This is a genomic window from Candidatus Alcyoniella australis, assembly GCA_030765605.1.
GTDB lineage: Bacteria > Lernaellota > Lernaellaia > JAVCCG01 > Alcyoniellaceae > Alcyoniella > Alcyoniella australis.
The window spans coordinates 1-21,974 of the sequence record JAVCCG010000079.1 but is presented as its reverse complement, the minus strand read 5'-3'; the positions used below and the strand labels follow the sequence as shown (position 1 = coordinate 21,974).

18 protein-coding genes are annotated in these 21,974 nt (G+C 58.9%); 15 read left to right on the top strand and 3 right to left on the bottom strand.

The window, feature by feature from the left end; translation table 11 throughout:
* The first annotated feature begins 253 nt into the window (after nucleotides 1-253).
* The 10 genes from typA to P9M14_08665 all read left to right on the top strand — a co-directional run bounded on the left by typA (nucleotide 254) and on the right by P9M14_08665 (nucleotide 12,120).
* On the top strand, nucleotides 254-2,128 hold the full coding sequence (gene typA, locus P9M14_08710) for a translational GTPase TypA (GenBank protein MDP8255817.1): 1,875 nt from the start codon (nucleotides 254-256) through the stop codon (nucleotides 2,126-2,128).
* Nucleotides 2,129-2,518: 390 nt separating this feature from the next.
* Nucleotides 2,519-2,956 carry a hypothetical protein gene (locus P9M14_08705; GenBank protein MDP8255816.1) on the top strand — a complete coding sequence of 146 codons (438 nt, stop codon included), beginning with the start codon at nucleotides 2,519-2,521 and terminating at the stop codon, nucleotides 2,954-2,956.
* An 11-nt stretch (nucleotides 2,957-2,967) separates the two neighbouring features.
* The gene (locus P9M14_08700) at nucleotides 2,968-3,546 is read left to right on the top strand and encodes a PadR family transcriptional regulator (protein MDP8255815.1); all 579 of its coding nucleotides are present in this window, start codon (nucleotides 2,968-2,970) and stop codon (nucleotides 3,544-3,546) included.
* Nucleotides 3,547-3,548: 2 nt separating this feature from the next.
* Nucleotides 3,549-4,526 carry an NAD-dependent epimerase/dehydratase family protein gene (locus P9M14_08695; GenBank protein ID MDP8255814.1) on the top strand — a complete coding sequence of 326 codons (978 nt, stop codon included), beginning with the start codon at nucleotides 3,549-3,551 and terminating at the stop codon, nucleotides 4,524-4,526.
* A gap of 48 nt (nucleotides 4,527-4,574) precedes the next feature.
* Nucleotides 4,575-5,402, top strand: a complete 828-nt coding sequence (locus P9M14_08690) for an SDR family NAD(P)-dependent oxidoreductase (protein MDP8255813.1) — start codon at nucleotides 4,575-4,577, stop codon at nucleotides 5,400-5,402.
* Between the two features lie 4 nt (nucleotides 5,403-5,406).
* Nucleotides 5,407-7,803, top strand: coding sequence for a pyruvate formate lyase family protein (locus P9M14_08685; protein MDP8255812.1), 2,397 nt, complete (start codon nucleotides 5,407-5,409; stop codon nucleotides 7,801-7,803).
* Entirely contained in the window at nucleotides 7,800-8,735 is a 936-nt protein-coding gene (locus P9M14_08680) for a CoA-transferase (protein ID MDP8255811.1), read from the top strand. Before P9M14_08685 ends, P9M14_08680 begins: the two co-directional genes overlap by 4 nt.
* A 14-nt stretch (nucleotides 8,736-8,749) precedes the next feature.
* A complete protein-coding gene (locus tag P9M14_08675; GenBank protein MDP8255810.1) occupies nucleotides 8,750-9,550 on the top strand; it encodes a CoA-transferase in 801 nt (266 codons plus the stop codon).
* Between the two features lie 8 nt (nucleotides 9,551-9,558).
* Nucleotides 9,559-10,926, top strand: a complete 1,368-nt coding sequence (locus P9M14_08670) for an MmgE/PrpD family protein (protein ID MDP8255809.1) — start codon at nucleotides 9,559-9,561, stop codon at nucleotides 10,924-10,926.
* 27 nt (nucleotides 10,927-10,953) lie between these two features.
* Nucleotides 10,954-12,120, top strand: coding sequence for an acyl-CoA dehydrogenase family protein (locus P9M14_08665; protein MDP8255808.1), 1,167 nt, complete (start codon nucleotides 10,954-10,956; stop codon nucleotides 12,118-12,120).
* A gap of 37 nt (nucleotides 12,121-12,157) precedes the next feature.
* Here P9M14_08665 and P9M14_08660 read toward each other — a convergent pair whose 3' ends face one another.
* The 3 genes from P9M14_08660 to P9M14_08650 form a co-directional block, all read right to left on the bottom strand.
* Nucleotides 12,158-13,639 carry a hypothetical protein gene (locus tag P9M14_08660; GenBank protein MDP8255807.1) on the bottom strand — a complete coding sequence of 494 codons (1,482 nt, stop codon included), beginning with the start codon at nucleotides 13,637-13,639 and terminating at the stop codon, nucleotides 12,158-12,160.
* A 670-nt stretch (nucleotides 13,640-14,309) separates the two neighbouring features.
* The gene (locus tag P9M14_08655) at nucleotides 14,310-15,869 is read right to left on the bottom strand and encodes a hypothetical protein (protein MDP8255806.1); all 1,560 of its coding nucleotides are present in this window, start codon (nucleotides 15,867-15,869) and stop codon (nucleotides 14,310-14,312) included.
* A 20-nt stretch (nucleotides 15,870-15,889) separates the two neighbouring features.
* Nucleotides 15,890-16,375, bottom strand: coding sequence for a DUF799 family lipoprotein (locus tag P9M14_08650; protein ID MDP8255805.1), 486 nt, complete (start codon nucleotides 16,373-16,375; stop codon nucleotides 15,890-15,892).
* A gap of 388 nt (nucleotides 16,376-16,763) precedes the next feature.
* Here P9M14_08650 and P9M14_08645 point away from each other — a divergent pair, with 388 nt between their 5' ends.
* The 5 genes from P9M14_08645 to P9M14_08625 form a co-directional block, all read left to right on the top strand.
* Nucleotides 16,764-17,024: a hypothetical protein gene (locus P9M14_08645; protein MDP8255804.1), complete on the top strand. Its 261-nt coding sequence runs from the start codon at nucleotides 16,764-16,766 to the stop codon at nucleotides 17,022-17,024.
* A gap of 272 nt (nucleotides 17,025-17,296) precedes the next feature.
* The gene (locus P9M14_08640; GenBank protein ID MDP8255803.1) at nucleotides 17,297-18,673 is read left to right on the top strand and encodes a sigma 54-interacting transcriptional regulator; all 1,377 of its coding nucleotides are present in this window, start codon (nucleotides 17,297-17,299) and stop codon (nucleotides 18,671-18,673) included.
* Nucleotides 18,674-18,850: 177 nt separating this feature from the next.
* Nucleotides 18,851-19,237, top strand: coding sequence for a NifB/NifX family molybdenum-iron cluster-binding protein (locus P9M14_08635; GenBank protein ID MDP8255802.1), 387 nt, complete (start codon nucleotides 18,851-18,853; stop codon nucleotides 19,235-19,237).
* Nucleotides 19,238-19,765: 528 nt separating this feature from the next.
* Nucleotides 19,766-21,574, top strand: coding sequence for a P-loop NTPase (locus tag P9M14_08630; protein MDP8255801.1), 1,809 nt, complete (start codon nucleotides 19,766-19,768; stop codon nucleotides 21,572-21,574).
* A 14-nt stretch (nucleotides 21,575-21,588) separates the two neighbouring features.
* Nucleotides 21,589-21,974: NifB/NifX family molybdenum-iron cluster-binding protein (locus tag P9M14_08625; GenBank protein MDP8255800.1), on the top strand; the 386-nt coding region annotated here is incomplete at its 3' end.

Below are 21,974 nucleotides of genomic sequence, written 5' to 3'. Positions count from 1 at the left end.
CGATAAAAAAGGTTATACACAGATAACAAGCGCGCCCGGGGCCGACGCGCCCGCATTCTTCTGAACGGCCCGCAAAACCTTTGTCGGCATCCGCTGTAATTTTTCGGCGAAAGCAACCTGGACCATTGCGAAACCGCCCCGACTGGGTGTAGAAAGCACCATCGAAGATCCCGGTCAACCGGGGATCCGTCCGTACGTCTCCCAACAAAGACGGCGCAATGCATTAAACGTGATCTGCACGCGAGGAATTCCCATGGGCTATGTGCCCGCTACAGAGCGAACAGCCGAGAAAATCAGGAACATCGCAATCATCGCCCACGTTGATCACGGCAAGACCACGCTGGTGGACAAGCTACTGGGGCAGTCGGGCAGTTTTAAGCGCGGCGAGGACGAGATCGAACAGGCCCTGGATTCAGGGGAGCTCGAGCGGGAGCGCGGCATCACGATCCTCTCCAAGTGCACGTCGCTGGAATTCGACGGATATCATATTAACGTGGTGGACACCCCCGGGCACGCGGATTTCGGCGGCGAGGTCGAACGCGTGATGCACATGGTTGACTCTGCGCTGCTGCTGGTCGATGCTTTCGAAGGCCCGATGCCGCAGACGCGTTTCGTAACCCAAAAAGCTTTGGCGCGCGGGCTGCACCCGATCGTGGTAATCAACAAGATCGACCGGCCGGGCTGCGATCCCCAGGCCGCGGCGGACGCGGTACTCGATCTGTTCATCTCGCTGGGAGCCACTGAAAAGCAGTGCGAGTTCCCGGTGATCTTCGCCTCGGCGAAGCTGGGCTATACGCAGGCCTCACCCGATGACGAGCCTGGCGATCTGACCCCGCTGCTGAAAAAGATCTGCGAACACGTGCCGGCCCCGATGATCGATCCGCAGGCCGCGCCCGCGATGCAGGTGGCGACGTTCGACCATGACGGGTTCGTGGGGAGCATGGCCATCGGCCGTGTGGAGTCGGGCGTTTTCCGGCCCGGCGAGCACGCGTTGATGATCCGCCACGACGGCAGCCGGGACGAGTTTCGCATCAACCAGATTTTCGGATTCCGCGGGCTGCACCGGCTGGCGCAGGACCAGGCGGTGGCCGGGGACATCGTGGCCATTACCGGCATGGAAGCGCCGGGCGTCGGGGAGACGCTGACCTCGGTGGACAACCCGCGCGTCCTGCCGATGATCCAGATCGACGCGCCGACCGTTAAAATTGCGATGATGACCAACACCTCGCCCACCTGCGGCAAGGAAGGCAAGTTCGTCACCAGCGCCAAGATCGCCGAGCGTCTGGAACGGGAAAAGAAATCGAACGTCTCCATGCGCGTGGAAACGACGGATTCGCCGGACTCCTTCAACGTCATCGGACGCGGCGAGCTGCACCTCTCGGTCTTGATCGAAACCATGCGCCGCGAGGGCTACGAATTCATGGTCTCGCGCCCCAAGGTCGTGACGAAGACGGACGAATCCGGCGAGACGCTCGAACCTTATGAGATCGTCACGGCCGATGTCCAGAGCGTGCACGTCGGCACGATTATCGAATCGCTGAGCCAGCGTTTCGGCCGGATCATCAATATACGGGACGTGGGGGAAGGGCGTACGCGCGTGGAATTCGTGGTCCCCACGCGGGGATTGATCGGATACCGTTCGCGGTTCCTCACCGAGACGCGCGGCACCGGCGTGTTCAACGCGGTCTTCCACGAATACGGGCCCTGGGCCGGTGAGATCGCCGATCGTGTGAACGGCGCGATGATTGCCTTGGAGGATTGTACGACCGTGGCTTACGCGCTGTGGAAGCTCGAGGACCGCGGTGTGTTTTTCATGGGCTCGGGGACCAAGGTCTACGCCGGGCAGATCGTGGGTTGGCACACGCGGGACAACGACCTCGTGATCAACCCGGGCAAGGCCAAGAGACTCAGCAACGTCCGCTCGGCAGGCGCTGACGAAAAAAACTTTGTCAAGCCGCACAAGGTCCTGAGCATCGAGGAGGCGATCGAGTTCATCAACGACGACGAACTGGTCGAGTTCACGCCTCGCTCGATTCGAGTGCGTAAGCGCATTCTCGATCACAACGACCGCAAACACGCCAACGTCAAGGCTGACAACGTAACCCTGGATCAACGCGCCTCGACCTGACGCCAGCCCGCATTATTCATGAAGCTTCTACTACGGCGCACAATCTGCTCGCAATAACTTCGTCATCCTCGCCGATCCGTCCTCGACGTACCGCAGCGGGTACGCCTGCGGAGGCGGCCTTGAGCCGCCTGCAAAACTCGCGTATTGCTCTAGTCGTTGGTCAACGAGTCGCTCCGCGTCGTGCAGATCATCGTTGTACTTTGAGCTTGGAGCGCTTCCTTGTATTTGCGGCGCCTTGTGTGCCTCGCTAACGAACCCTCATGAATAATCCGGGCCAGCAGTGACATTGGAATTGACCACTATATACTTTCAATATAGTATTTCGCTGTAGCCGATCAGGGGAACTCCGGGCCGGCGCAATACCGGCCGGGCACTATGGGGAGGCGCGGCATGGGAACTTATTACAAAGACCTGGACCAGCTCTACGAGATCTACGGCTATTTCCTCAAGCGCATTTTGACCGACGAGAAGATCGGCCCGAAGATGGCCAAGGCCGGGATCGTAATCAAGTTCATCTACACTGATCCCGACGGCGAGATCACTATCGATCTGAAGAACCCGCCTGCGCAGCCCGACCACTACGGCACGTTCTACCTGGGCCCCTGCCAGATTAAAGAGGACGTGTGGTCCAAGCAATCGGCCGACCACTCGCACCGCTTCTGGCACGGCATGGAGAACCCCATCGCCGCAGTGGCCAGGGGCAAGGTCAAGCAGGGCGGGAACATAATCAAGATGCTCAAGCTGCTGCCTGTGGTCAAACCGGCCTTCCGCATGTTCCCCATCGCGCTGCAGGAAATGGGGCTGACCGAGCTGATCCTTACCAAATAGCGGGACTGGCGATGTCGATCAAGTACGTGATCCTGGGGCTGCTGCAGAACAAAGACCTGCACGGCTACCGCATCAAACAGATCATCGAGCGCGACTTCGGCGCAATGTGGACGATCAACTTCGGCCAGATCTACCCGGCCCTTTCCGCGATGCACAAAGAGCGGCTGGTGAGCATGACCCAGGTGCCGCAACCTGCCGCGCCGCCGCGCAAGCTTTACTCGATCACTCCCAAGGGGCGCGAGGTTTTCGCCGCCTGGCTCAACAGCCCTCCAGAGCGACGGATGGTGCTGCGCGATTCGTTCCTGATCCGTTTTCCGTTCTTTGGCCTGGGCGATTCGCAAGCCGCGCTCCAGGCCGTGCAGGAGCAGATCGACCAATACGAGCAAGAGTTGCGCGAGCGCGAGGAGTATCTGTCCACGCGCCTGCGGGGCAGCGATTACGCGCGCCTGGTGGCCGAGCTGGGACTGGAGCTCAATCAGACCATGCTGGGCTGGCTTAGGCGCGCGGCCGTGGAGCTGCGCGAATCGGATGCGGCGAACTCATCTAAAAAAACCGAACAGCAGCGGGCAGCGGACCGCGCAACGGGTTGAGCATGCAATTCGACGGTATAACGCTGGTGACCGGGGCGGCCGGCTTCATGGGTCGGCACATGGTGGAACATCTGGCGCGCCAGGGCGTGCGCGTGCGAGCCACGGCCCGTCCGCGGCGCGACCTCTCGTTTTTCGAGCGCTTGGGCGTCGAGTATGTGGCCGCTGATCTGACCTTGCCCGAGACCCTGCCGCCGCTGTTTGAGGGCGGCGTGGACCGCGTGTTTCACCTGGGCGCAATCTGCAATTTCTCCACGCCCTATGCCAAGCTGCGCCCCACCAACGTGATCGGCGTGGAGCGCATTACGCAGCTCGCCCTGGACGCGGGGGTGCGGGCCTATGTGCATGTGGGCTCGAGCAGCGTGTACGGCCCGTATTGCGGTCGACCGTTTAAAGAGGACGATCCGCGCCAACCGCAGGAGGATTACGGCCGCAGCAAGCGCGACGGCGAGGACGTGGTTTGGAAACGGATCGAGCAGGGTTTCCCCGCGATCATCACCCGGCCGTGCACGGTCTACGGCCCGGGGTGCAACGACGGCGCGGGCAAGGCCTTCTCGCGTCCGACCTCGATCTTCGCCATTCCCGGAAAAGGCGGGCAGCTGCTGTCCAACATCCGGGCCGAGGATGTGGCCGGAGCTGTCGAGCATTTGTCGCACCAGGAGCAGGCTGTGGGCCGGGCGTTCAACCTAGTCGACGACAGCCATCCGACGCTCGAGCAGGCGCTGACATTGGCCGCCAAGACGTTCGAATCCAAACCTCCGCAACTGCATTTGCCGCTGGCGCTGGTCAGCGCCGTGGCCCGGGTCGACGCGCTGATCGCGGGCCGACGCGGCCGCATTCCGGACCTGGAGCCGGACGCGGTGCGTTATCTGTACGACGATTACGTGTTGGACAACAGTCGCCTCAAGGCGACTGGATATAAACTGATCTATCCGGATTTCGCCGAGTCGATGCGCCAAATCGGCGCGCAGCAAAGCGACTAGCCAGGATTATTCATGAGGGTTCGTCAGCATTAAAGAAAGGGGTCGCAGATGCAGGTTGTGGTGATCACGGGATTGGCCCAGGGAATCGGTCGCGAAGTAGCAAAACTTCTGGCAGCCAACGGGGACGCGGTGGCTGGTTTTGACGTGGACGCCAAGGGGATCGACTCGCTGCGTAGCGAGCTCGACGCGCTCAAGGGCCAGTCGCTGCTCGAGGCGCTGAGCATCGACGATCGTCCCGGCATTCTGCGTTTCCGTGACAGCGTGCTCAAAAAGTTCGGCCACGTCGACGTGGTGCTCTCCAACGTGGGGATCGGCTTCTTCGGCCCGTTCGAGGAGGTCGACCTGGAGCGCGCGAACAAGTGCATGGAGATCAACGTCATCGGCACTGCGGCGATCTTCCAGGCCTTTGTCCCCTCGATGCGCGAGCACGGCGCGGGCAAACTGATCGCCATGTCCTCGCTGGTCGGGCAGATCCCGTTCCCGTTCGAGTCGATCTACTCGGCCAGCAAGTTCGCGGTCGAGGGGCTGGTGCTCTCGTTGCGCTACGAAGTGGAGCCGTACGGCATTCAGGTGGCGTTGGTGCAACCGGCGCAGGTCTCCACGGATTTCGCGGCAAAAATCCACAAGCTGCCGCCCGAGGGCTCGCCCTATCGCGCACGCGCCAAGCGCTTCATCGATCGCGACAACGAGCTGATCAAGACCGCGCCCAATCCGCTGCAGGCCGCGCAGAAGATCATCCAGGTGATACGCGCGGACAAGATGGCCATGCATAACCAGATCGATTTCAAGAGCCGCTTTTTCATGCAGATCAACCGGCTGTTGCCCGCGGCGCTACGTGACAAGATCCTGCTCAACCAGATGGACATCAAGGTGTGAGACCATGACCGAACCGGCGATCGACTTGACCAAGCAGCGCGACGGCCGCATCGGCCGCCTGCGCCAGCGGATCATCAACGCGCCGCGCGAGGCCTGCGTGGAGCGCGCGCGCTATCTGACCCAGGCGATGTCCCAGCATTGGGACGAGCACGCGCTGACGCGCATCAGCCTGGCGCTTGAAAACATTCTGGCCAACATCAGCGTGATCATCCGCGACGACGAGCTGATCGTCGGCTGCCGAACCTCCAAGCTCAAGGGCGCGCCGTTCTTTCCTGAGAACAAGGCGCGCTGGATCGAGACCGACCTGGATTCGTTCGAAGATCGTGTGCTGCAAAAGGTCGGGATCACCGATCTTGAGCAGCGCGAGCTGCGCGAGGAGATTCTGCCGTTCTGGCGCGGACGCACGGTGGAGGAGCTGCTTGAGCAGCGCCTGCCCGCTGACGTGGCCGCGGACATAGACAAGTACATCTTCACGATGATCCTCGAGATCACCTACGGCATCGGCCACTTCACGATGAACCATTCGCGGATGCTCGGCCTGGGGCTTCGCGGGGTGATCGCCGAGACGCAGCAACGGCTGGACGCGCTGGTGCCGCAGGAGCGCTCGGGCGAAAAAGGGCTGTTCTACGGGGCGGTGATCCGCTCTCTGGGGGCCGCCATAGTCTTTGCCAACCGCTACGCGGACGAGGCCGAGCGCCAGGCCGCGATCTGCGCCGACCCGCTGCGCGCGGACGAGCTGCGCACGATCGCCGCGGTCTGCCGTCGCGTGCCCGAACATCCGGCGTCCACGTTCCACGAGGCGCTGCAAAGCGTGTACTTCATCCACCTCATCGCGCAGATCGAATCGGGCGGCAACTCGATTTCGCTGGGCCGCATCGATCAGGTGCTGCGCCCCTATTACGAGGCCGACCTGCAGGCCGGCCGCATCCAGCCGCAGCAGGCGCGCGAGCTGCTGGCGTGCCTGTTTATCAAGACCAACGAGATCTGGAACATCCTCGAGGAGGCCTTCATTCCCGGCGGCGAGGGGACCGAGGGCAAGACCACGCAGAACGTGACCGTGGGCGGCCTGGGCCGCGACGGCGCTGACGCCACCTGCGAGCTGAGCTACATCGGCCTGGACGCCTATGCCGACGTGCGCACGGTGCAGCCCAACTTCGGTGTGCGCCTCGGCCCGGACGCGCCGCAGGAGCTGATGCTGCGGGCGCTGCAATACGCCAAGGACGGCGTGGCCCTGCATCTGTTTAACGACGCGGCGATCATCGATGCCCTGACCCGCGCTGGGCACACTCTCGAGGACGCACGCGACTACGGCGTGGTGGGCTGTCTCGAGCCCAGCGCCCAGGGCAAGACCTTCGGCTCGACATTCGCCGTGCAGTTTAGCGGCATCAAGTGCCTGGAACTGGCGCTTTCCGACGGCATCGATCACATCTTCGGCTACCGTTCAGGGCCGCAGACCGGCGATCCGGCGCAGTTCGACTCGTTCGAGGATATCTGGAACGCTTACGATAGCCAGGTGACGCACTTCCTGGGGCAGATGGCCACGGGCATGGAGGTGCTCGACAGCACCATCGCCCAGCTCGTCCCCTCGCCGTTTGCCTCGGCGATGATCGAGGGGCCGCTGGAAAAGGGGATCGACCTCACCTCCGGCGGCGCGGTCTACAACTCCACGGGCCTACAGTTGATCGGCTTCGCCAACGTCGCGGACAGCCTGTACGCGATCCGCAAGGCCGTGTTCGAGGATCACACGCTGCCACTGGCAAAGCTGGCCGAGCTGCTGGCCGAGGACTGGGAGGACGCCGAGGAGCAACGCAGCTACTTCCTGCACAAGATTGCCAAGTACGGCAACGATTGCGACGAGGTCGACGCGCTGGCGGCTCGGGTGTTGGAGCACTTCTGTCAGCGGGCCGGCGCACTGCCCCACTTCCGTGGCGGACGATTCTGGCCCGGCGTATTCTCGGTAGGGTTCCACATCGCAATGGGCGCGTTCGCCGCTGCCAGCGCCGATGGGCGCAACGCCGGCGACGTGCTGGGCAACGGCATCACTCCCACCAACGGCAACGCGCTCAACGGGCCGACCGCGGTAATGAACTCGGTGACCAAGCTGCCGCTGAATCGGGCGACCAACGGCGTGAACCTCAACCTGCGTTTTCACCCGACGCGGCTGGATCCGCAGACCTTGGCCGCGCTGTTGCGCACCTACTTTGCCGACGGCGGTGTGCAGGTGCAGTTCAACATGGTCGATTCGCAGACATTGTGCGATGCGCAGCAGCGGCCCGGGAATTTCGCGGACCTGGTGGTGCGCGTCAGCGGCTACTCGGCGCTGTTCACCGGACTGAGCGACATTGCCCAGGACGAGATCATCAGCCGCACCGAATACGAGGCGGGCGGAGGAGGACGATGAGTAAAGTTTGCACCATGCGCGAGGCGGTGGCCGACCACGTGCCCGACGACAGCTTCCTGTTTATCGGCGGGTACATCTGCCGCACGCCGTTCGCCGCGATCCACGAGATTATCCGCCAGCGCCGCAGCGGCCTGACCATCGTGCGCAGCAACGCGGCCGACGATTTCGACATGCTGATCGGCGCGGGCGCGGTGAAACGCTTCGTCTCGACGTTTCTCTCGCTGGGATTTTTCGGCCTGGGGCGCTGCTATCGCCGCGCGATGGAGCAGCAGATCCCCCACGCGATTGAGGTCGAGGAGTACACCAACCTCTCGCTGCCGCTGATGCTGATGGCCGGTGCCATGGGCCTGCCGTTCGTGCCCAGTAAGGACATGCTCGGCTCGGATTTGCTCAACGTGCGCTCGTTCATGGGCGAGGACAAGTACAAGCTGATTCAATCGCCCTTCGACGGCAAGAACACGCTGCTGGTCCCGGCGCTCAATCCCGACGTGGCGATCATCCACGTGCAGCAGTCCGACGCCGAGGGCAACGCCCAGATCTGGGGCATCGGCGGCGACTGCCAGATGGGCGCCAACGCCGCACGCAAGGTGATCGTCAGCTGCGAGCGGATCGTGGACCGCGAGGTGATCGGCAAGGACCCCTCGCGCACCATTGTCCCGGACTTCAAGGTGGTCGCGGTGGTCCAGGAGCCGTTCGGAGCGCACCCGGGTTATGCGCCGGGGTTCTACGACGTGGACATGACGTTTGCCAACCTCTACAAGTCCGCATCCGAGACCACCGAGGGCTTCCAGGCCTTTCTCGACGAGTGGGTTTTCGGCGTGACGAACCGTGAGGAATACGTCCAGCACTTCATCGAGACGTTCGGATACTCGACCTTCAAGGGGTTGCAGTCGGAGTTCGATTACAGCTACCCGGTGAGCTACGCATATTAAATTCGGGGTGAACGATGGGCACTGACTTGGGCGACTACATCAAACCGGAACTGATCGCCTGCTGCGGCGCGCGCGAGATCGAGGACCACGAGGTGGTGATCGTGGGCACCGGCTTCCCCACGATGTCGGCCAACATCGCGCGTCACACCCACGCGCCCAACGCGCGGATGATGCAGGAGTCCGGGGTCTACGACGCCGCGCCCAAGCGCCCGGCGCTCTCGGTGGGCGATCCGTGCCTCAATCCCGGCGCGGCGATGATCGGCGGGTTGATCGAGGTGATGGGCATGTTCCTCCAGGGCGGCTGGGTCGACGTCGGGTTTCTGGCCGGCAGCCAGGTCGACCGTTTCGGCAACATCAACACCACCTGCATCGGCCCCTACGACAATCCCCGCAGCCGCCTGCCCGGAAGCGGCGGCGCCAACCCGATCGGCTCGCTGGCCCGCAAGGTGCTGATCATCGCGCTGCACGACAAGCGCCGTCTGGCCGCGCGCGTGGACTTCATCACCACGCCGGGGTACATCGACGGCCCGGACGGTCGCGAACGGGCCGGGCTGCCGCCGGACACCGGGCCGCACGCCTTGATCACCAACAAGGCGCTGATGCGTTTTGACAAATCAACGGGCGAGGCCTATCTGGCCAGCTATCACCCGGGGAACACCATCGACGAGATCGTGCAGTGCACGCCGTGGGATTTGCGCATCGCCGACGACGTGTGCGAAACACCGCCGCCCAGCGCCGAGGAACTGCGGGTGCTGCGCGAGGTGCTCGATCCTCAAGGGATGATCGCGGTCTACGAGAGCCGCGGATACGTGTGAGGGCAACCATGGAGTACGCGCGCAAGCTGGCAAAGTTCTGTACCGATCTGACCTTCGATCAATTGCCGCAGCCGGTGGTCGCAAAGACTCGGCTGTGCTTCCTCGATTTTTTGGCCAACGTCTACGGCTCGCACGAGCTCGAGGCCGTGCGCAGCGTGACCGACTATGTGCGCTCCCTGGACGGGCCGCCCCAGGCCACGGCCCTGGGTTGCAAATTGCGCACCGGAGCGCACCAAGCTGCGTTGCTCAACGGCGTGGCGGCAGAGGCGATCGAGGCGCAGGACGGGCTGCGCTTCGGCGGCAATCATCCGGGGGTGGCCGTGATCCCCGCGGCACTGGCCGTGGCCGAGCAGCGCGGCTGTTCGGGCAAGGAGCTGATCACCGCGATCGTGGCCGGGTACGAGGTCGCGGGCCGGATCGCGGCCGCCATACATCCATTCCACACCCTGGGCGGTTTTTTACCCACCGGCACCTGCGGGACGTTCGGCGCGACCGCGGCTGCCGGGATGCTGATGGGTCTGGATAACGCAACGCTGCTCAACGCCTTGGGCATTGCCGGATATCTGCTGCCGCTGAGTATGGCCGAAACCCTGATGGGTGGATTCACGGCCAAGATCCTACAAGGCGGCCAGGCTGCCAGCGTCGCCCTAAGTGCCGCCGGGTTGGCCGCGGCCGGAATCAGCGGCCCGCCCTACGTGCTCGAGGGCTCGCATCTGGGCGGCGGGTTCACCAAGATCACCACTAACAGCGAGCCGCAGATGGATCGCATCACGGAGGGGCTGGGCGAGTCGTTCTCGATCATGGACATCTATTTCAAACCGTTCACCGCCTGCCGTCACACGCACGGCTGCGCCCAGGCCGCGCTGGAGCTGGCGGATCAGCCGGGGTTCGCGGTGGAACGAATCACAACCATCGAAGCGTTGACCTACGGCATCGCGATGATCGCCGTGGGCAAGCCGGTTGACGCATCGAGCACGTTCGTCTCCGCGCAATTCTCGATCCCCTATGTAGTTGCCGCCTGCCTGCTGGACCGGGCCATGGGCCCGGCCCAGGTGCGCGAGGAGCGGATCAGCGACCCGCAGCTGCAAAGCCTGGCCGCCAAGGTGCGCGTGAGCATCGATCCGGAGCTCAACGATCGCTACCCCGAGTACACGGCGAGCCGGGTGCAGATCACCATGGATGACGGTGAGCTGCGCAGCAAACAGATCGATATTCCCAAGGGCGATCCACGCGACCCGCTGAGCGCCGATGACCTGGCGGCCAAGCTGCGCGCGTTTGGCCGCAGCCAAGACCCGGCAACGCTCGATCGAATCTGCGCACTAACGATGGGGCTTGACCAACTGGCCGACGTGCGGCAGCTGACCGCGCTTGCCTGATCAACCCGACCCAATAAGGAACAGTAAATGAATTTCGAATTTAGCGACGAACAGAAAATGCTCGTTGATACCTTGCAGCGCATGGGCGAGCGCGAGAACTTCCGCAAGCTGGCCGCCGAAGTCGACGAGAGCGGCGAGTTCCCGCACGCGCTGATGAAGACCTTTGGCGAGATGGGGCTGCTGGGCATGACTGTCTCGCCTGAGTACGGCGGCGGCGGGCGGCCGGGAATCGACGCGGTGCTGGCGATCGAAACCCTGGCGCGTTTCTCGCCGATGATCGCGGCGCCGGTGTTCGAATCCAACGTCGGGCCGGTGCGCGTGATCGATTCTTTCGGCACCACGGAACACAAACAGGAAGTGCTGCCCGGCGTGTGTCGCGGTGAGCTGAGCGTGTCGGTCTGCATGACCGAGCCCGAGGCCGGCTCCGACCTGACGAGCCTGAGCACCAAACTGGTGGAACACGACGGCGGCTATTTGCTCAACGGCCGCAAGACCTTCATCACCGGCGCGGGAGTGGCCAGCCACTACCTGGTCTACTGCCGCTTTGGCGACACGCCGGGGTACAAGGGGATCGGCGCGGTGCTGGTGCCCAAGGGCGCGCCCGGGTTCAGCTTCGGCAGGCAGGAACAATTCATGGGCCTGCGCGGCATGCCCTCGTGCGACCTGATCTTCGAGGACGTGTTCGTGCCGAGCGAAGCGGTGGTGATCAAGATCGGCGAGTTCCGCAACCTGATGACCACCTTCGACCTGGAACGCTGCGGCAACTCGGCGATGTGCCTGGGCGTGGCCGGGGCCGCGGTGGATGAGGCCAAGCGCTACGCTGTGGAGCGCCAGGCCTTCGGCCGCCCGATCTGCGAGTTTCAGGACGTGCAGTTCAAGATCGTGGACATGGCCACCAAGCTCGACGCAGCGCGTCTGCTGGTCTACCGCGCGGCACTGGGAGCCGGGCGCGGCTTCCCCTCGATGTACGAATCGGCCATGGGCAAGTGTTTTGCCAACGAGATGGTGGCCGAGGTGACCAACGAGGCGATGTTGATTTTCGGCGGATACGGCTACAGCCGCGAGTTTCCGGTGGAGCGCATGCACCGCGACGCGCTGGCTTGGCGCGTGGCAGGCGGCACGGTCCAGATGTTGAGGGTCACCATGGCCAGCATTCTCTTTGCGCGGCGCTTCGACCAGCGGTCCGGATCATAAATCGCAAGTAAGACGATCTTCCGCGCGACGCGGTTGATCACGATTCCGGCTGGACCCAGAAGCGCAGGAAGCGCACCTCGCCCGAGATCGTCAACTCGAGCTCCGCGTCCGTCGCATCTCCGCTCTCGAGCTCGGCTCCGTGTTCGTCGAACAGTGTCCATTGGCCCACGGCCGCGGGGTGCAATGGCACGGCGGCCTGCGCCTGCTCGTTGAACTTTTCGCTGAAGTGCCAGAGGGCCACGGTCCAGGCGTCGGCGTCGTCGACAAAGACCAGCGCGAAGTTTGCCTCATCCCACCCCAGGACCGCGCCCAGGTCGCCGGCGTAGCGCGATTGCCCCAACACCTGGTTGAGGCCGACCAGCGTGTGATAAGCCTCCTTGGGCGGCGGGTCGGTCAGCTCGTCCTCGTCGGGCAAGTGGTAGAGGCCGAAGTAGTCCTCGGTTGGAATCGTTGAATCGGGCGTCTCATCAAAGAACGTGTACCAGCAGAAGCTCTGCACATTGATCGAGGCCGCAAGCAGCACGCCCCGCTGAAAATACGCGGCCTGACGCTCCTGGCCGATCAGCAGGCTCGGCCAGCCCATCTCCGTCAGGTGGATCGGGATCTCGCCGCAGCCCAGCTGCTCGAGCAGGCCGCGCGCCTGGCCGATGCTGTCGCGCAGGTTGGGGTAGCGATAGAAACCCAGGTCCAGCGAGTACTCCGGCCCGGGCTGTTGCAGGAAAGTGTAGGGATGGATCGCCAGACCGTCGATGTGCTGGCAGAGGTCCGGATGCGCCTCGCCCACGCGCGCGACGAAGTTCCAGATGCCGCGCGGGTCGAACAGGTTGTCGTCAAGCGGGCTAAGGCCGCCGAACAATACCTGGGCCGTGGGGTCCTGCTCATGCACGCCGGCATAGGCGGCCTTGAGCAGCAGCCCGAAATGCTCGGGATCAGCCTGGGGCGACCAGAAGCGCCCCATGTTGGGCTCGTTCCAGATCTCGTAGAGGTCGATCTGATCGGCGTAGCGCTGGGCCACGGTGCCGGTGAAGTCCGCGAAGACCGCAGGGTCGATGTCGCTGGGGCTGCCGTTGGGCATGGCCCAGCTCACGCCGCGCGTGAGCATCGCCATCGGAGTCAGCCCGGCCTGGACCAACAGGTCGATCATCACGTCGTAGCCCGCGAACTGCCACTGGTCGTCCTGGGGCTCGATGTGGTTCCAATAGAACCCGCGGCGCGAGGTGTGCACGCCCGCGGCCACCGATTGCTCGATCTCGAACTCACGCGGCCAGCTGTATTGCGGGCCGGTGGACATGTGGCTGGCGATGCCCAGAATCTCGACGATCATCAGGCCGTCGGGTTGCATCCCCTGGTATGGATTGGGCGCGTCGTCGTCATCGCCAAAATCGTCGTCATCCACAGCATCGTCGTCCCCGGCTGCATCGTCGTCATCATCGTCCGCGTCGCTGTCCGCGGCACAGGCGCAGCAAAGCAGCAACGCCACGACGAGCGTCCAGATCGCGGCATCAGGGTGTATTCTCAAAGCGGACTTCTTCCATCAGGGCCGAATTGTTTAAACCGACTGCTGCGAGCAGATTCTACGCTGCAACAAGGGTTTTATAAATAGCATGTGCAAGCCGTGGTCAAAGGAGAAAAGGCCCGTAGGTTCGAAGACTTGCGAGTCCTTATTTTTGGCGGGGTTGGATAGACGATTTTCGAATGGGCGTCCAGGACTTCTCAATGATGGCTGAGGTGGAAAAACTTTTTGCCGCAACAGGATGACCGTACCCGCGATGAGCAAGGCGCGATCCGCCGTGCTGCTCCGACCGCTGCCACTATGGATTGGCGAAGGACGCGCCGATCTCACGGCCCGCCCAACGCCGCACTTCTTATGCCGCGCGGGTTATCGCCCTACCGAGAATCGGCGGCCTGCACCATCGCTACGAGTGGCGCGACGTGGCGTAGGGTTCGGCGAGTTCAGGCTGAGGCGCGGGATACGTCGAATAGGCCGCGGTGCGTCCAGCTGACGGAATTTACCTTGAACCCCTGTCCAGGCCGATGCTCCCACTGATGGCGACCCGCTGCTACGGATGGGCGATGACCCAAATTCACGGTTGAAATCACCCACGATCTAGTTTTGGAGAGGGACAGGTTGTTTTTAGGCCCTAATTTTCGCTTTCAACCTCAATCCCAACAGGTGGATCTCCGAGCCGTTATTGCTCAAAATCGGGAAGCTCCAGCAACCAGATATCGATCGTCTTTTTAGGTTTGTTGGTCGTGATCAACGCCCTTTCCCCGTCTTCTGTCAGCGAACGCAAATTCGTATTGCTTCCAAGCTCTGAAATCATCACAATGGTATGGCATTGGTCATCTACATCCGCAAGTATCAGCTTTGCGCTCGACGATAGCAGACCGCCTAAAGTACCATCGAAATAGAGCATGCTATTTCCATTGGGCAGCCAGTGCATTTTTGACTGGGGAGGCAGGTCGAGCTTTTCCATCCGCCCGTTGCAGAAATACTTAATCGGATGTATGTCTCTTCGAATAAAATAACTTTCGTCTTTCGACCAGACGCCGTAACAGCCCCATCTCGATACATTTTCGAAGTCGATGTTGTTCCCGGTATCTATATTTATCAAACGCAGCCCTTTGCCTTTCAAGGATATGGGAGCCGCCAAGTACGTTCCGCTCGCACTCACCGACACCCACGGTGCATCGTAGCTTTTTGTAAAGCCGATATCTATGATCTCGTTAAATTCGAATATTTCACCTTGATCTATATCATATGCTTTAATACCATAGGAATAATTACTGCCCTCGGGCATGCTCAGATTAACCGTCACGTAGCCGACACACAAGCGGTCATTAGCATAATCGACATAATAACGCTCTATGTTTTTTATGATAATTTCAGGCTTGTCGATTTGCCCCTGTTTCATTATATAGAGCTCTAAATTGGTACTGCTCGCCGCCCTCCACTGGTTTATATCCTTGGTAGCGTTTTCCCTGGAGTAAGGATTGTTAGAAAACTGATAAGTATATTCTGATCTACGGGCCATTAAAACTACCAAACCTTCATCGTTATTCAGCCATCCGACGAAGCTCGGCAAGCCGGTAAGCAGTCCCAGACCCGCTATATCCTCTGTTTGGCCGGTATTTATATCCACGATTCTCAATAGATAACTCTGGCTGGCGATATCGAACACGACACAAGCGAAACGTTGCGAATCCGAGGAGAACGCCCATCTTGGTGCGCTATTCGTTCTTCCCTTGGAGAACACCACGACTTTTTCATTGTCTCCGGGGATTGCCAGCGTGTTTTGATTATCGACATCCAATATATACAGCCGAGGAACTTTAGTTGAATCGATGCCAATTAGTTCGTTTTGTTGCCAGCGCCCGTCAAAATTGATTTCAGGCGCATCCAGCCGATAAGCCACATACCGACCGTTCGGCGACATGACCGCATCGATCCATTTATCTTTCCTATCGAAAACGGTCTTGTACTGCGCGGCTTCAAAGCTTAATAGATGAACAATTCTAGCTTGTGGATTCTTTTCGAGGAAATCCTCGTCGATCCAAATGTTGTCCTCCGCCTCGCTTCTGGATTCCAAATCTGACTCGATTGCAACATCAGGTTTATCCTGATACTCGGTACCAATGGCACCCAACATTTCGTTACCTTGCGAAGCCAAGCTAAAGCAACCATTCAACTGAAACAGCAGGAAAGACAACGCTGCGATGAAAGATATTAATTCCGTTGTTTTTCTCATTTTCTCTCTCTTGCTCGGTTTTAAAACACAACCGGTATTCTAGATGAGGACCGGCATTTAGGCAAAGTCGAAAATGCCTTGCCGCATAACAGGCTGACCCACGCGTTTCCGGTAAAGTGAGCGCTGGGCATGTAGGGCGTCGTTATTTTAATTCGATCATCCCATGACCAGACAAGGGTCTCGGACTGTGTCAGATACAGCTCGAACCTGGCTCCCACCTCGAATCTGGTATGCGTCGGCAGGATAACCATGTCCCATTCGGTGACTGTGGTCATCAGGATGCCGTCCACGTCCATGATTTCGCCGAGCTCCTTAATCGGTATCAGGTAGAGCTCTTCCGCTATATATATTCCTTCATCTTCGAGCTTGCGTTTGACCATCTCCGGGGGGGCAACAGAGTAACCGCGGGCGATTACGGACCCGACGGTCCGGTTCTGAAATTCCTCGGGGGCGTCCATGTCCGCGGTCATGTTCTTTACCGGCATCACGGCGATTCGCTCCGGCATCTTACGGTCGAGGGCGACCGTTATCTGTTCCCGAGGGGGCTCGCGATAGAGAGTCGAACAGGATAGGGCCAGAAATGAAACCAGAACTATAACAGCGAGACCGCGAGATGTACCGCACCCAGGTTCTTGGACACAAAATTTCACTACGCGGCCTTTCTATCAAGGGCGTGCTCGCGGCGTTGTCGCTCGCCAAAACTCATTCGGCAATGAAATTAACGAATTTATAAGATATCCGGATCGAGTTATTTTGTCAACATGAAGGCTCATCATTTACCAAAAATGGTTCGTCTGATGCTCGGTTTCCTGGGGTCCTGGGTTCGATCGAAAGCCTGTCCGCACCTGTCCCTCGCCAAAACTCGTCCGTCAATGAAATCAAGATGTTATGAGCATGGCTGAATCGGGCTACCTTGTCAACATGAAGGCTCAAAATCCGCTGAAAATGGTTCGTTTGCTGCTCTGTTTCCTGGTTTCTTGGTTCCGCTCACAAAATGGCCTGGTCCTGGCGAACGTCGCCCTGCGTCAGCATTTAGGAATATTTGGCTATCGGCTTCTTGGCGAGGAGTACTTGCATAAGGCTACTTCTGGAACGCTCACATCACCGGATGTATACGCCAGTCTGTACAAGCCGACGATAGACCTACCTTTATAAACAGGAGGTGCACACGGTCTCCGCACCGGCCGATTTCCCAGTTCCTTTGCTCACCGCCGGATCATACCGGCAAAGTGAGAGTCTGAGCAGTCCAGAAATCGGGGGGCAGACCACCTCCTATCGACCGGCATTCATCTTCACCGCTATCCGATATAGGTGCTAAGGAATTAAGATCACTGACTATTAGCAATAATTTACGGGGATAAGGCACAATGGTGTATCATCTTTCATCAGGGATTTTAAAGCATTGACCTGGATAGGGTGGACAAGAAATGAAATCCGGCAGCCTAAACCACCACGTAACGGAAATCATTTTGGAGAGCATTTCCAACGGAGTGTTCACCGTGGACCACAACTGGCGCATCACTTCGTTCAACCGCGCTGCCGAGGAGATCACGGGAATTCTTCGAGCAGAGGCCATCGACAAGCACTGCTGGGAGGTGTTTCGTTCCAACATGTGCGAAAAAGACTGCGCCCTTCGCCGCACGTTGAAGCTGGGCAAGGATTTTGTCGACACGTCCACACACATCGTCAACAGCAAGCAAAGGCGGATACCGGTCGTGGTATGCACCTCCTTGCTCAAGGACGAAACCGGCAAGGTGTTGGGCGGCGTTGAAACATTCCGCGATATGAGCATAGTGGAAGAATTGCGAAAGGAATTGGATGGTCGTTTTCAAGTCGGCGACATGGTTAGCCGCAGTTCATCTATGCATAAAATTTTCAGCATTCTGCCCCAGGTGGCGGAAAGCGACAGCACGGTATTGATTCAGGGAGAAACAGGGACAGGAAAGGAGCTTCTGGCCCGCGCCATTCACGAGTTGAGTTCTCGTCGGGAAAAGCCGTTTGTCGCGATCAACTGCGGCGCCCTGCCGGAAACCTTATTGGAATCGGAGCTTTTTGGATATAAAGCCGGGGCTTTCACCAACGCGACCAAAGACAAACCAGGGCACTTTTCTCGTGCTGAAGGTGGAAGCATTTTCTTGGATGAAATCGGGGATGTCAGCGCCGCCTTCCAGGTGCGGCTGCTGCGAGTATTGCAGGAGCGGACCTTTCAGCCGCTTGGGGCTACGCATGAGGTCAAGGCGGATGTGCGCGTCATTACCGCCGCAAATAGAGATCTCTCAAAAATGGTGAAAAGCGGGACTTTTCGGCAGGACCTTTTTTACCGCATAAACGTGGTGCGCCTCGAGCTTCCGCCCTTGCGCGACCGCAAGGAAGATATCACGCTGCTTGTTGAACGCTTTATCAATCGGCTCAACCTCTTACGCGGAAAAAATATCACGGGTATCAGCCGGGAGACCTTTGCTTTGCTCATGTCGCACAATTACCCTGGCAATATTCGGGAATTGGAGAACATCATCGAGCATGCGTTTGTGATTTGCCCTGAGGGACAGATCGAACTGCATTGCCTGCCGGAGAGCCTGATAGGCCCGATTCCCCGCCCGACCACACGCGGCACAATTGACGTCGCTTTGAGATCAGTGGAAGCTCAGGCGATACTGGATGCACTAAAGCGCAACAATTACAACCGCCAGGCGACCGCCCGCGAACTTGGCATGCATAAAAGTACGCTTTTCAGAAAACTTAAGGCTTTCGAAATAGACGTTCCGAAAATTGATGGCCGGTCCAGGCTAAAAAGGGAAAGGTAGGGTTGCATTGACGCGACCCTATGCGCTCCTATAATTGCATTAGTGCGACTCTATCTGCTGTGGTAACTGACTGCCAACCTGCCCCTAGGTCGCATAACACTAAGTAATCAAAGCGTAATTATTACTTCTGTCGTGTGCTTGCACATCTGGCACACAAAATGCTTTATATGTCCGATGATGAGTGAGCGCCAACTGAAAATCGCCCTGGCTGTGTGGGGCAATAGAATTTCACCTGTTTTTGATTCCGCTCGCACGGTGCTTGTTGCTGAAATCAAAGACGGAAAGGTGGTCGGCAAGCGCCGTGAATTGCTGGGGGCTGAATTGCCCTATTCGCGCGCGTTGAAATTGTCCGGATGGGGAACACGGGTTTTGATTTGCGGGGCTATCTCCGTTGGATTTGCGCGTACGATCGAAGTTTACCGCATTCAGGTGATTCCTTTTATATCCGGCGAAGCTCAACAAGTGCTCGAAGCCTACTTAAGCGGCAGCTTGATGGCGGGCACATTCCATATGCCGGGATTCGAGATTAACCACCGCAAACGTTTTCGCGGGTGGCGCGCCTGAAAGAGATGAATGTAATTTTACAATAACAAAGGAAGGATAATATCATGCCACGTGGAGATGGAACCGGTCCTGGTGGAATGGGATCCATGACAGGGCGAGCCGCGGGTTATTGTGCCGGATACCAGGAGCCCGGATTCGCCAATCCGATTTCGGGACGTGGATACGGCGTTGGTTTCGGTCGCGGTCGCGGCATGGGCTTCGGTTTCCGCGGAGGCCGAGGCGGGCGTTGGGCCGTGCCCTATGCCGGGTATGGATATAGCGCGCCGTATGCCATGCCTTATGGCGCGTCGCCGACTCGGGAACAGTCGATCGAGGCGCTTAAGGGACAAGCGAGCTATTTCGCAAACTCCCTTGCGCAAATCCAAAAACGGATTGACGAACTGGAAACCAAAGCACCAAAAGAATAATCGACGAAGATAACGGAAGGTTCGGCTGTTCCAAAAGGATAAGCCGCCGAATATTTGGTGGTTTATCCTTATTTAGTAGAAATAGCCAAGCAGGAAAAGATCCGTATCAGGAGGATGTTTGATGAATATAGCAATCGCCAGCGGCAAAGGCGGGACTGGCAAAACTACTTTCGCAGTTAATTTGGCTTATGCGCTGGCTGAACGTGGAGATAAGGTCCGTCTCCTTGACTGTGATGTTGAAGAGCCCAACGATCATCTATTTGTTCAACCGGAATTCACCGAGAGAAAACCCGTTGAAGTCATGAAACCCGTGTGGAAAGAAAAATTATGCACGGGCTGTGGTAAGTGCGCTGAAGCCTGTCATTACAACGCCATCGCGGTGGTAAAAAGCAAAGTCTTGATTTTTAATGAACTCTGTCATTCGTGCGGGGTTTGTTCCTATATTTGCCCGGAAAAGGCACTCTGGGAAAAGCCGGTCGAGATCGGGTGGGTTGAGCTCGCCCCTGAAAATCAGCCGTTCTTTTTCGCGCACGGTATTTTGAATATCGCGGAAGCTTTGGCTCCTTCCGTGGTTCGGCAGGTAAAAACATATTGCGACCCCGAGACGATCAATATCATTGACGCCTCGCCGGGCACCTCATGCCCGGTGGTCGAATCCGTTACCGATGCGGATGTGGCTATTTTGGTCACGGAACCCACGCCTTTCGGTCTGAACGATTTAAAGCTGGCGGTGGGACTTGCTTTGGAGAGAAAAGTCCCGACCGGCATCATCGTCAACCGTTCGGATGGAACCGATACAATTATCGCGGAATACGCCGAACGCGTCGGTGTCCCAATTGTCGGCCGAATTCCATATAAGCGCGAATATGCAGAGGCATATTCCGGCGGAGCGGTATTGACACACATTTTTCCCGAATTAAAGGACAATCTCCTGGGCATTTACGACGACCTTCTGGGTTTGGTTGGGAGTTTGCCGCCCGATCCTCCCGAGGAAGAAGACTTTTTTGTAACAACGGAAACGTTAAAACCATTTTCAACTGGAACTGCTGATAATTACAATGAAATAACTGTAATCAGCGGGAAGGGAGGTTCGGGCAAAACCACGGTGGTTGCCTCGCTGGCCCTGCTTTCCGACAACAAGATTTTGGCTGATAACGATGTGGACGCCGCGGATCTGCACCTGCTTCTCGCGCCCACAGTTCGCGAAGCGCATGACTTTGTCGGCGGACAGAAAACAGTAATTGACGCCTCAAAGTGCACAGGTTGCGGCCTGTGCGCTGATGCCTGCCATTTCAGCGCGATCCGTCCTGATGATGAGCAGGGAACCTATCGAGTTGACGACCTGGCCTGCGAAGGCTGCGGTCTGTGTCAACACGTGTGCGATTTTGACGCCATTAGCACCACGCCGAGTACTGTGGGCAAATGGTATATATCGGGAACGGACTACGGGCCGATGGCACACGCACGGCTGGGAATCGCGGAGGAAAATTCAGGACGGCTTGTGGCCCAGGTGCGCAATGTTGCCGCGGATCTTGCCCGGGATTTGAAAAAGGAACTTATCCTTGGCGACGGCCCACCGGGAACCGGTTGCCCTGTAATTGCCTCCGTCAGCGGCGCGGATCGAGTTTTAATTGTCACCGAACCCACGGTTTCGGGCGTTCACGATATGCAGCGCGTGCTTCAACTCACAGAACATTTCCGCATTCCCGCACTTATCGTTATCAACAAGGCCGATCTTAATATGGAACAGGCCCAGCGGATCGAAACCATTGCCCAAGAAATGGGATCCCGCGTTATCGGCAGGATTCCTTTTGATCACAATGTGAACGATGCACTGATGGCGGGAAAAACAGTCATTGAGTACGGGAAAGGGCCGGCTTTTAAGGCCATTGTTCATCTTGGGGATCAACTCAGCAAAGCAATACAATAAAGGAGAATATAGAAATGAAGATTGCCGTAACATCCACCGGACCGACGCTTGATGATACGATTGAGACACGTTTCGGGCGTTGCTCCTACTTTTTAATCATCGATCCGGACACATTAGAGTTCAAGTCCATTCAAAACCCCAATATTGCATTGGGGGGCGGCGCAGGGATCCAGTCCGCGCAGCTCATGTCGAACGAAGACGTGTCGATCGTGCTGACCGGCAATTGTGGCCCGAACGCATTTCAGACATTCGGCGCGGCCGGAATACAGGTGATTACCGGTGTCAGCGGCCAAGTGCGGCAGGCTGTTGAGCAGTACAAATCCGGTACATTGTCCAGCGCCTCCGCCCCCAACGTGCAGAGCCATTTCGGCATGGGAATGGGCGGCGCCGGAGGTCGCGG

Excerpts from the sequence above, each read along its gene's own strand:
- typA (MDP8255817.1), top strand. The coding sequence starts at position 254 with ATGGGCTATGTGCCCGCTACAGAGCGAACAGCCGAGAAAATCAGGAAC.
- P9M14_08705 (MDP8255816.1), top strand. The coding sequence starts at position 2,519 with ATGGGAACTTATTACAAAGACCTGGACCAGCTCTACGAGATCTACGGC.
- P9M14_08700 (MDP8255815.1), top strand. The coding sequence starts at position 2,968 with ATGTCGATCAAGTACGTGATCCTGGGGCTGCTGCAGAACAAAGACCTG.
- P9M14_08695 (MDP8255814.1), top strand. The coding sequence starts at position 3,549 with ATGCAATTCGACGGTATAACGCTGGTGACCGGGGCGGCCGGCTTCATG.
- P9M14_08690 (MDP8255813.1), top strand. The coding sequence starts at position 4,575 with ATGCAGGTTGTGGTGATCACGGGATTGGCCCAGGGAATCGGTCGCGAA.
- P9M14_08685 (MDP8255812.1), top strand. The coding sequence starts at position 5,407 with ATGACCGAACCGGCGATCGACTTGACCAAGCAGCGCGACGGCCGCATC.
- P9M14_08680 (MDP8255811.1), top strand. The coding sequence starts at position 7,800 with ATGAGTAAAGTTTGCACCATGCGCGAGGCGGTGGCCGACCACGTGCCC.
- P9M14_08675 (MDP8255810.1), top strand. The coding sequence starts at position 8,750 with ATGGGCACTGACTTGGGCGACTACATCAAACCGGAACTGATCGCCTGC.
- P9M14_08670 (MDP8255809.1), top strand. The coding sequence starts at position 9,559 with ATGGAGTACGCGCGCAAGCTGGCAAAGTTCTGTACCGATCTGACCTTC.
- P9M14_08665 (MDP8255808.1), top strand. The coding sequence starts at position 10,954 with ATGAATTTCGAATTTAGCGACGAACAGAAAATGCTCGTTGATACCTTG.
- P9M14_08655 (MDP8255806.1), bottom strand. The coding sequence starts at position 15,869 with ATGAGAAAAACAACGGAATTAATATCTTTCATCGCAGCGTTGTCTTTC.
- P9M14_08650 (MDP8255805.1), bottom strand. The coding sequence starts at position 16,375 with ATGCCGGAGCGAATCGCCGTGATGCCGGTAAAGAACATGACCGCGGAC.
- P9M14_08645 (MDP8255804.1), top strand. The coding sequence starts at position 16,764 with ATGGCTGAATCGGGCTACCTTGTCAACATGAAGGCTCAAAATCCGCTG.
- P9M14_08640 (MDP8255803.1), top strand. The coding sequence starts at position 17,297 with ATGAAATCCGGCAGCCTAAACCACCACGTAACGGAAATCATTTTGGAG.
- P9M14_08635 (MDP8255802.1), top strand. The coding sequence starts at position 18,851 with ATGAGTGAGCGCCAACTGAAAATCGCCCTGGCTGTGTGGGGCAATAGA.
- P9M14_08630 (MDP8255801.1), top strand. The coding sequence starts at position 19,766 with ATGAATATAGCAATCGCCAGCGGCAAAGGCGGGACTGGCAAAACTACT.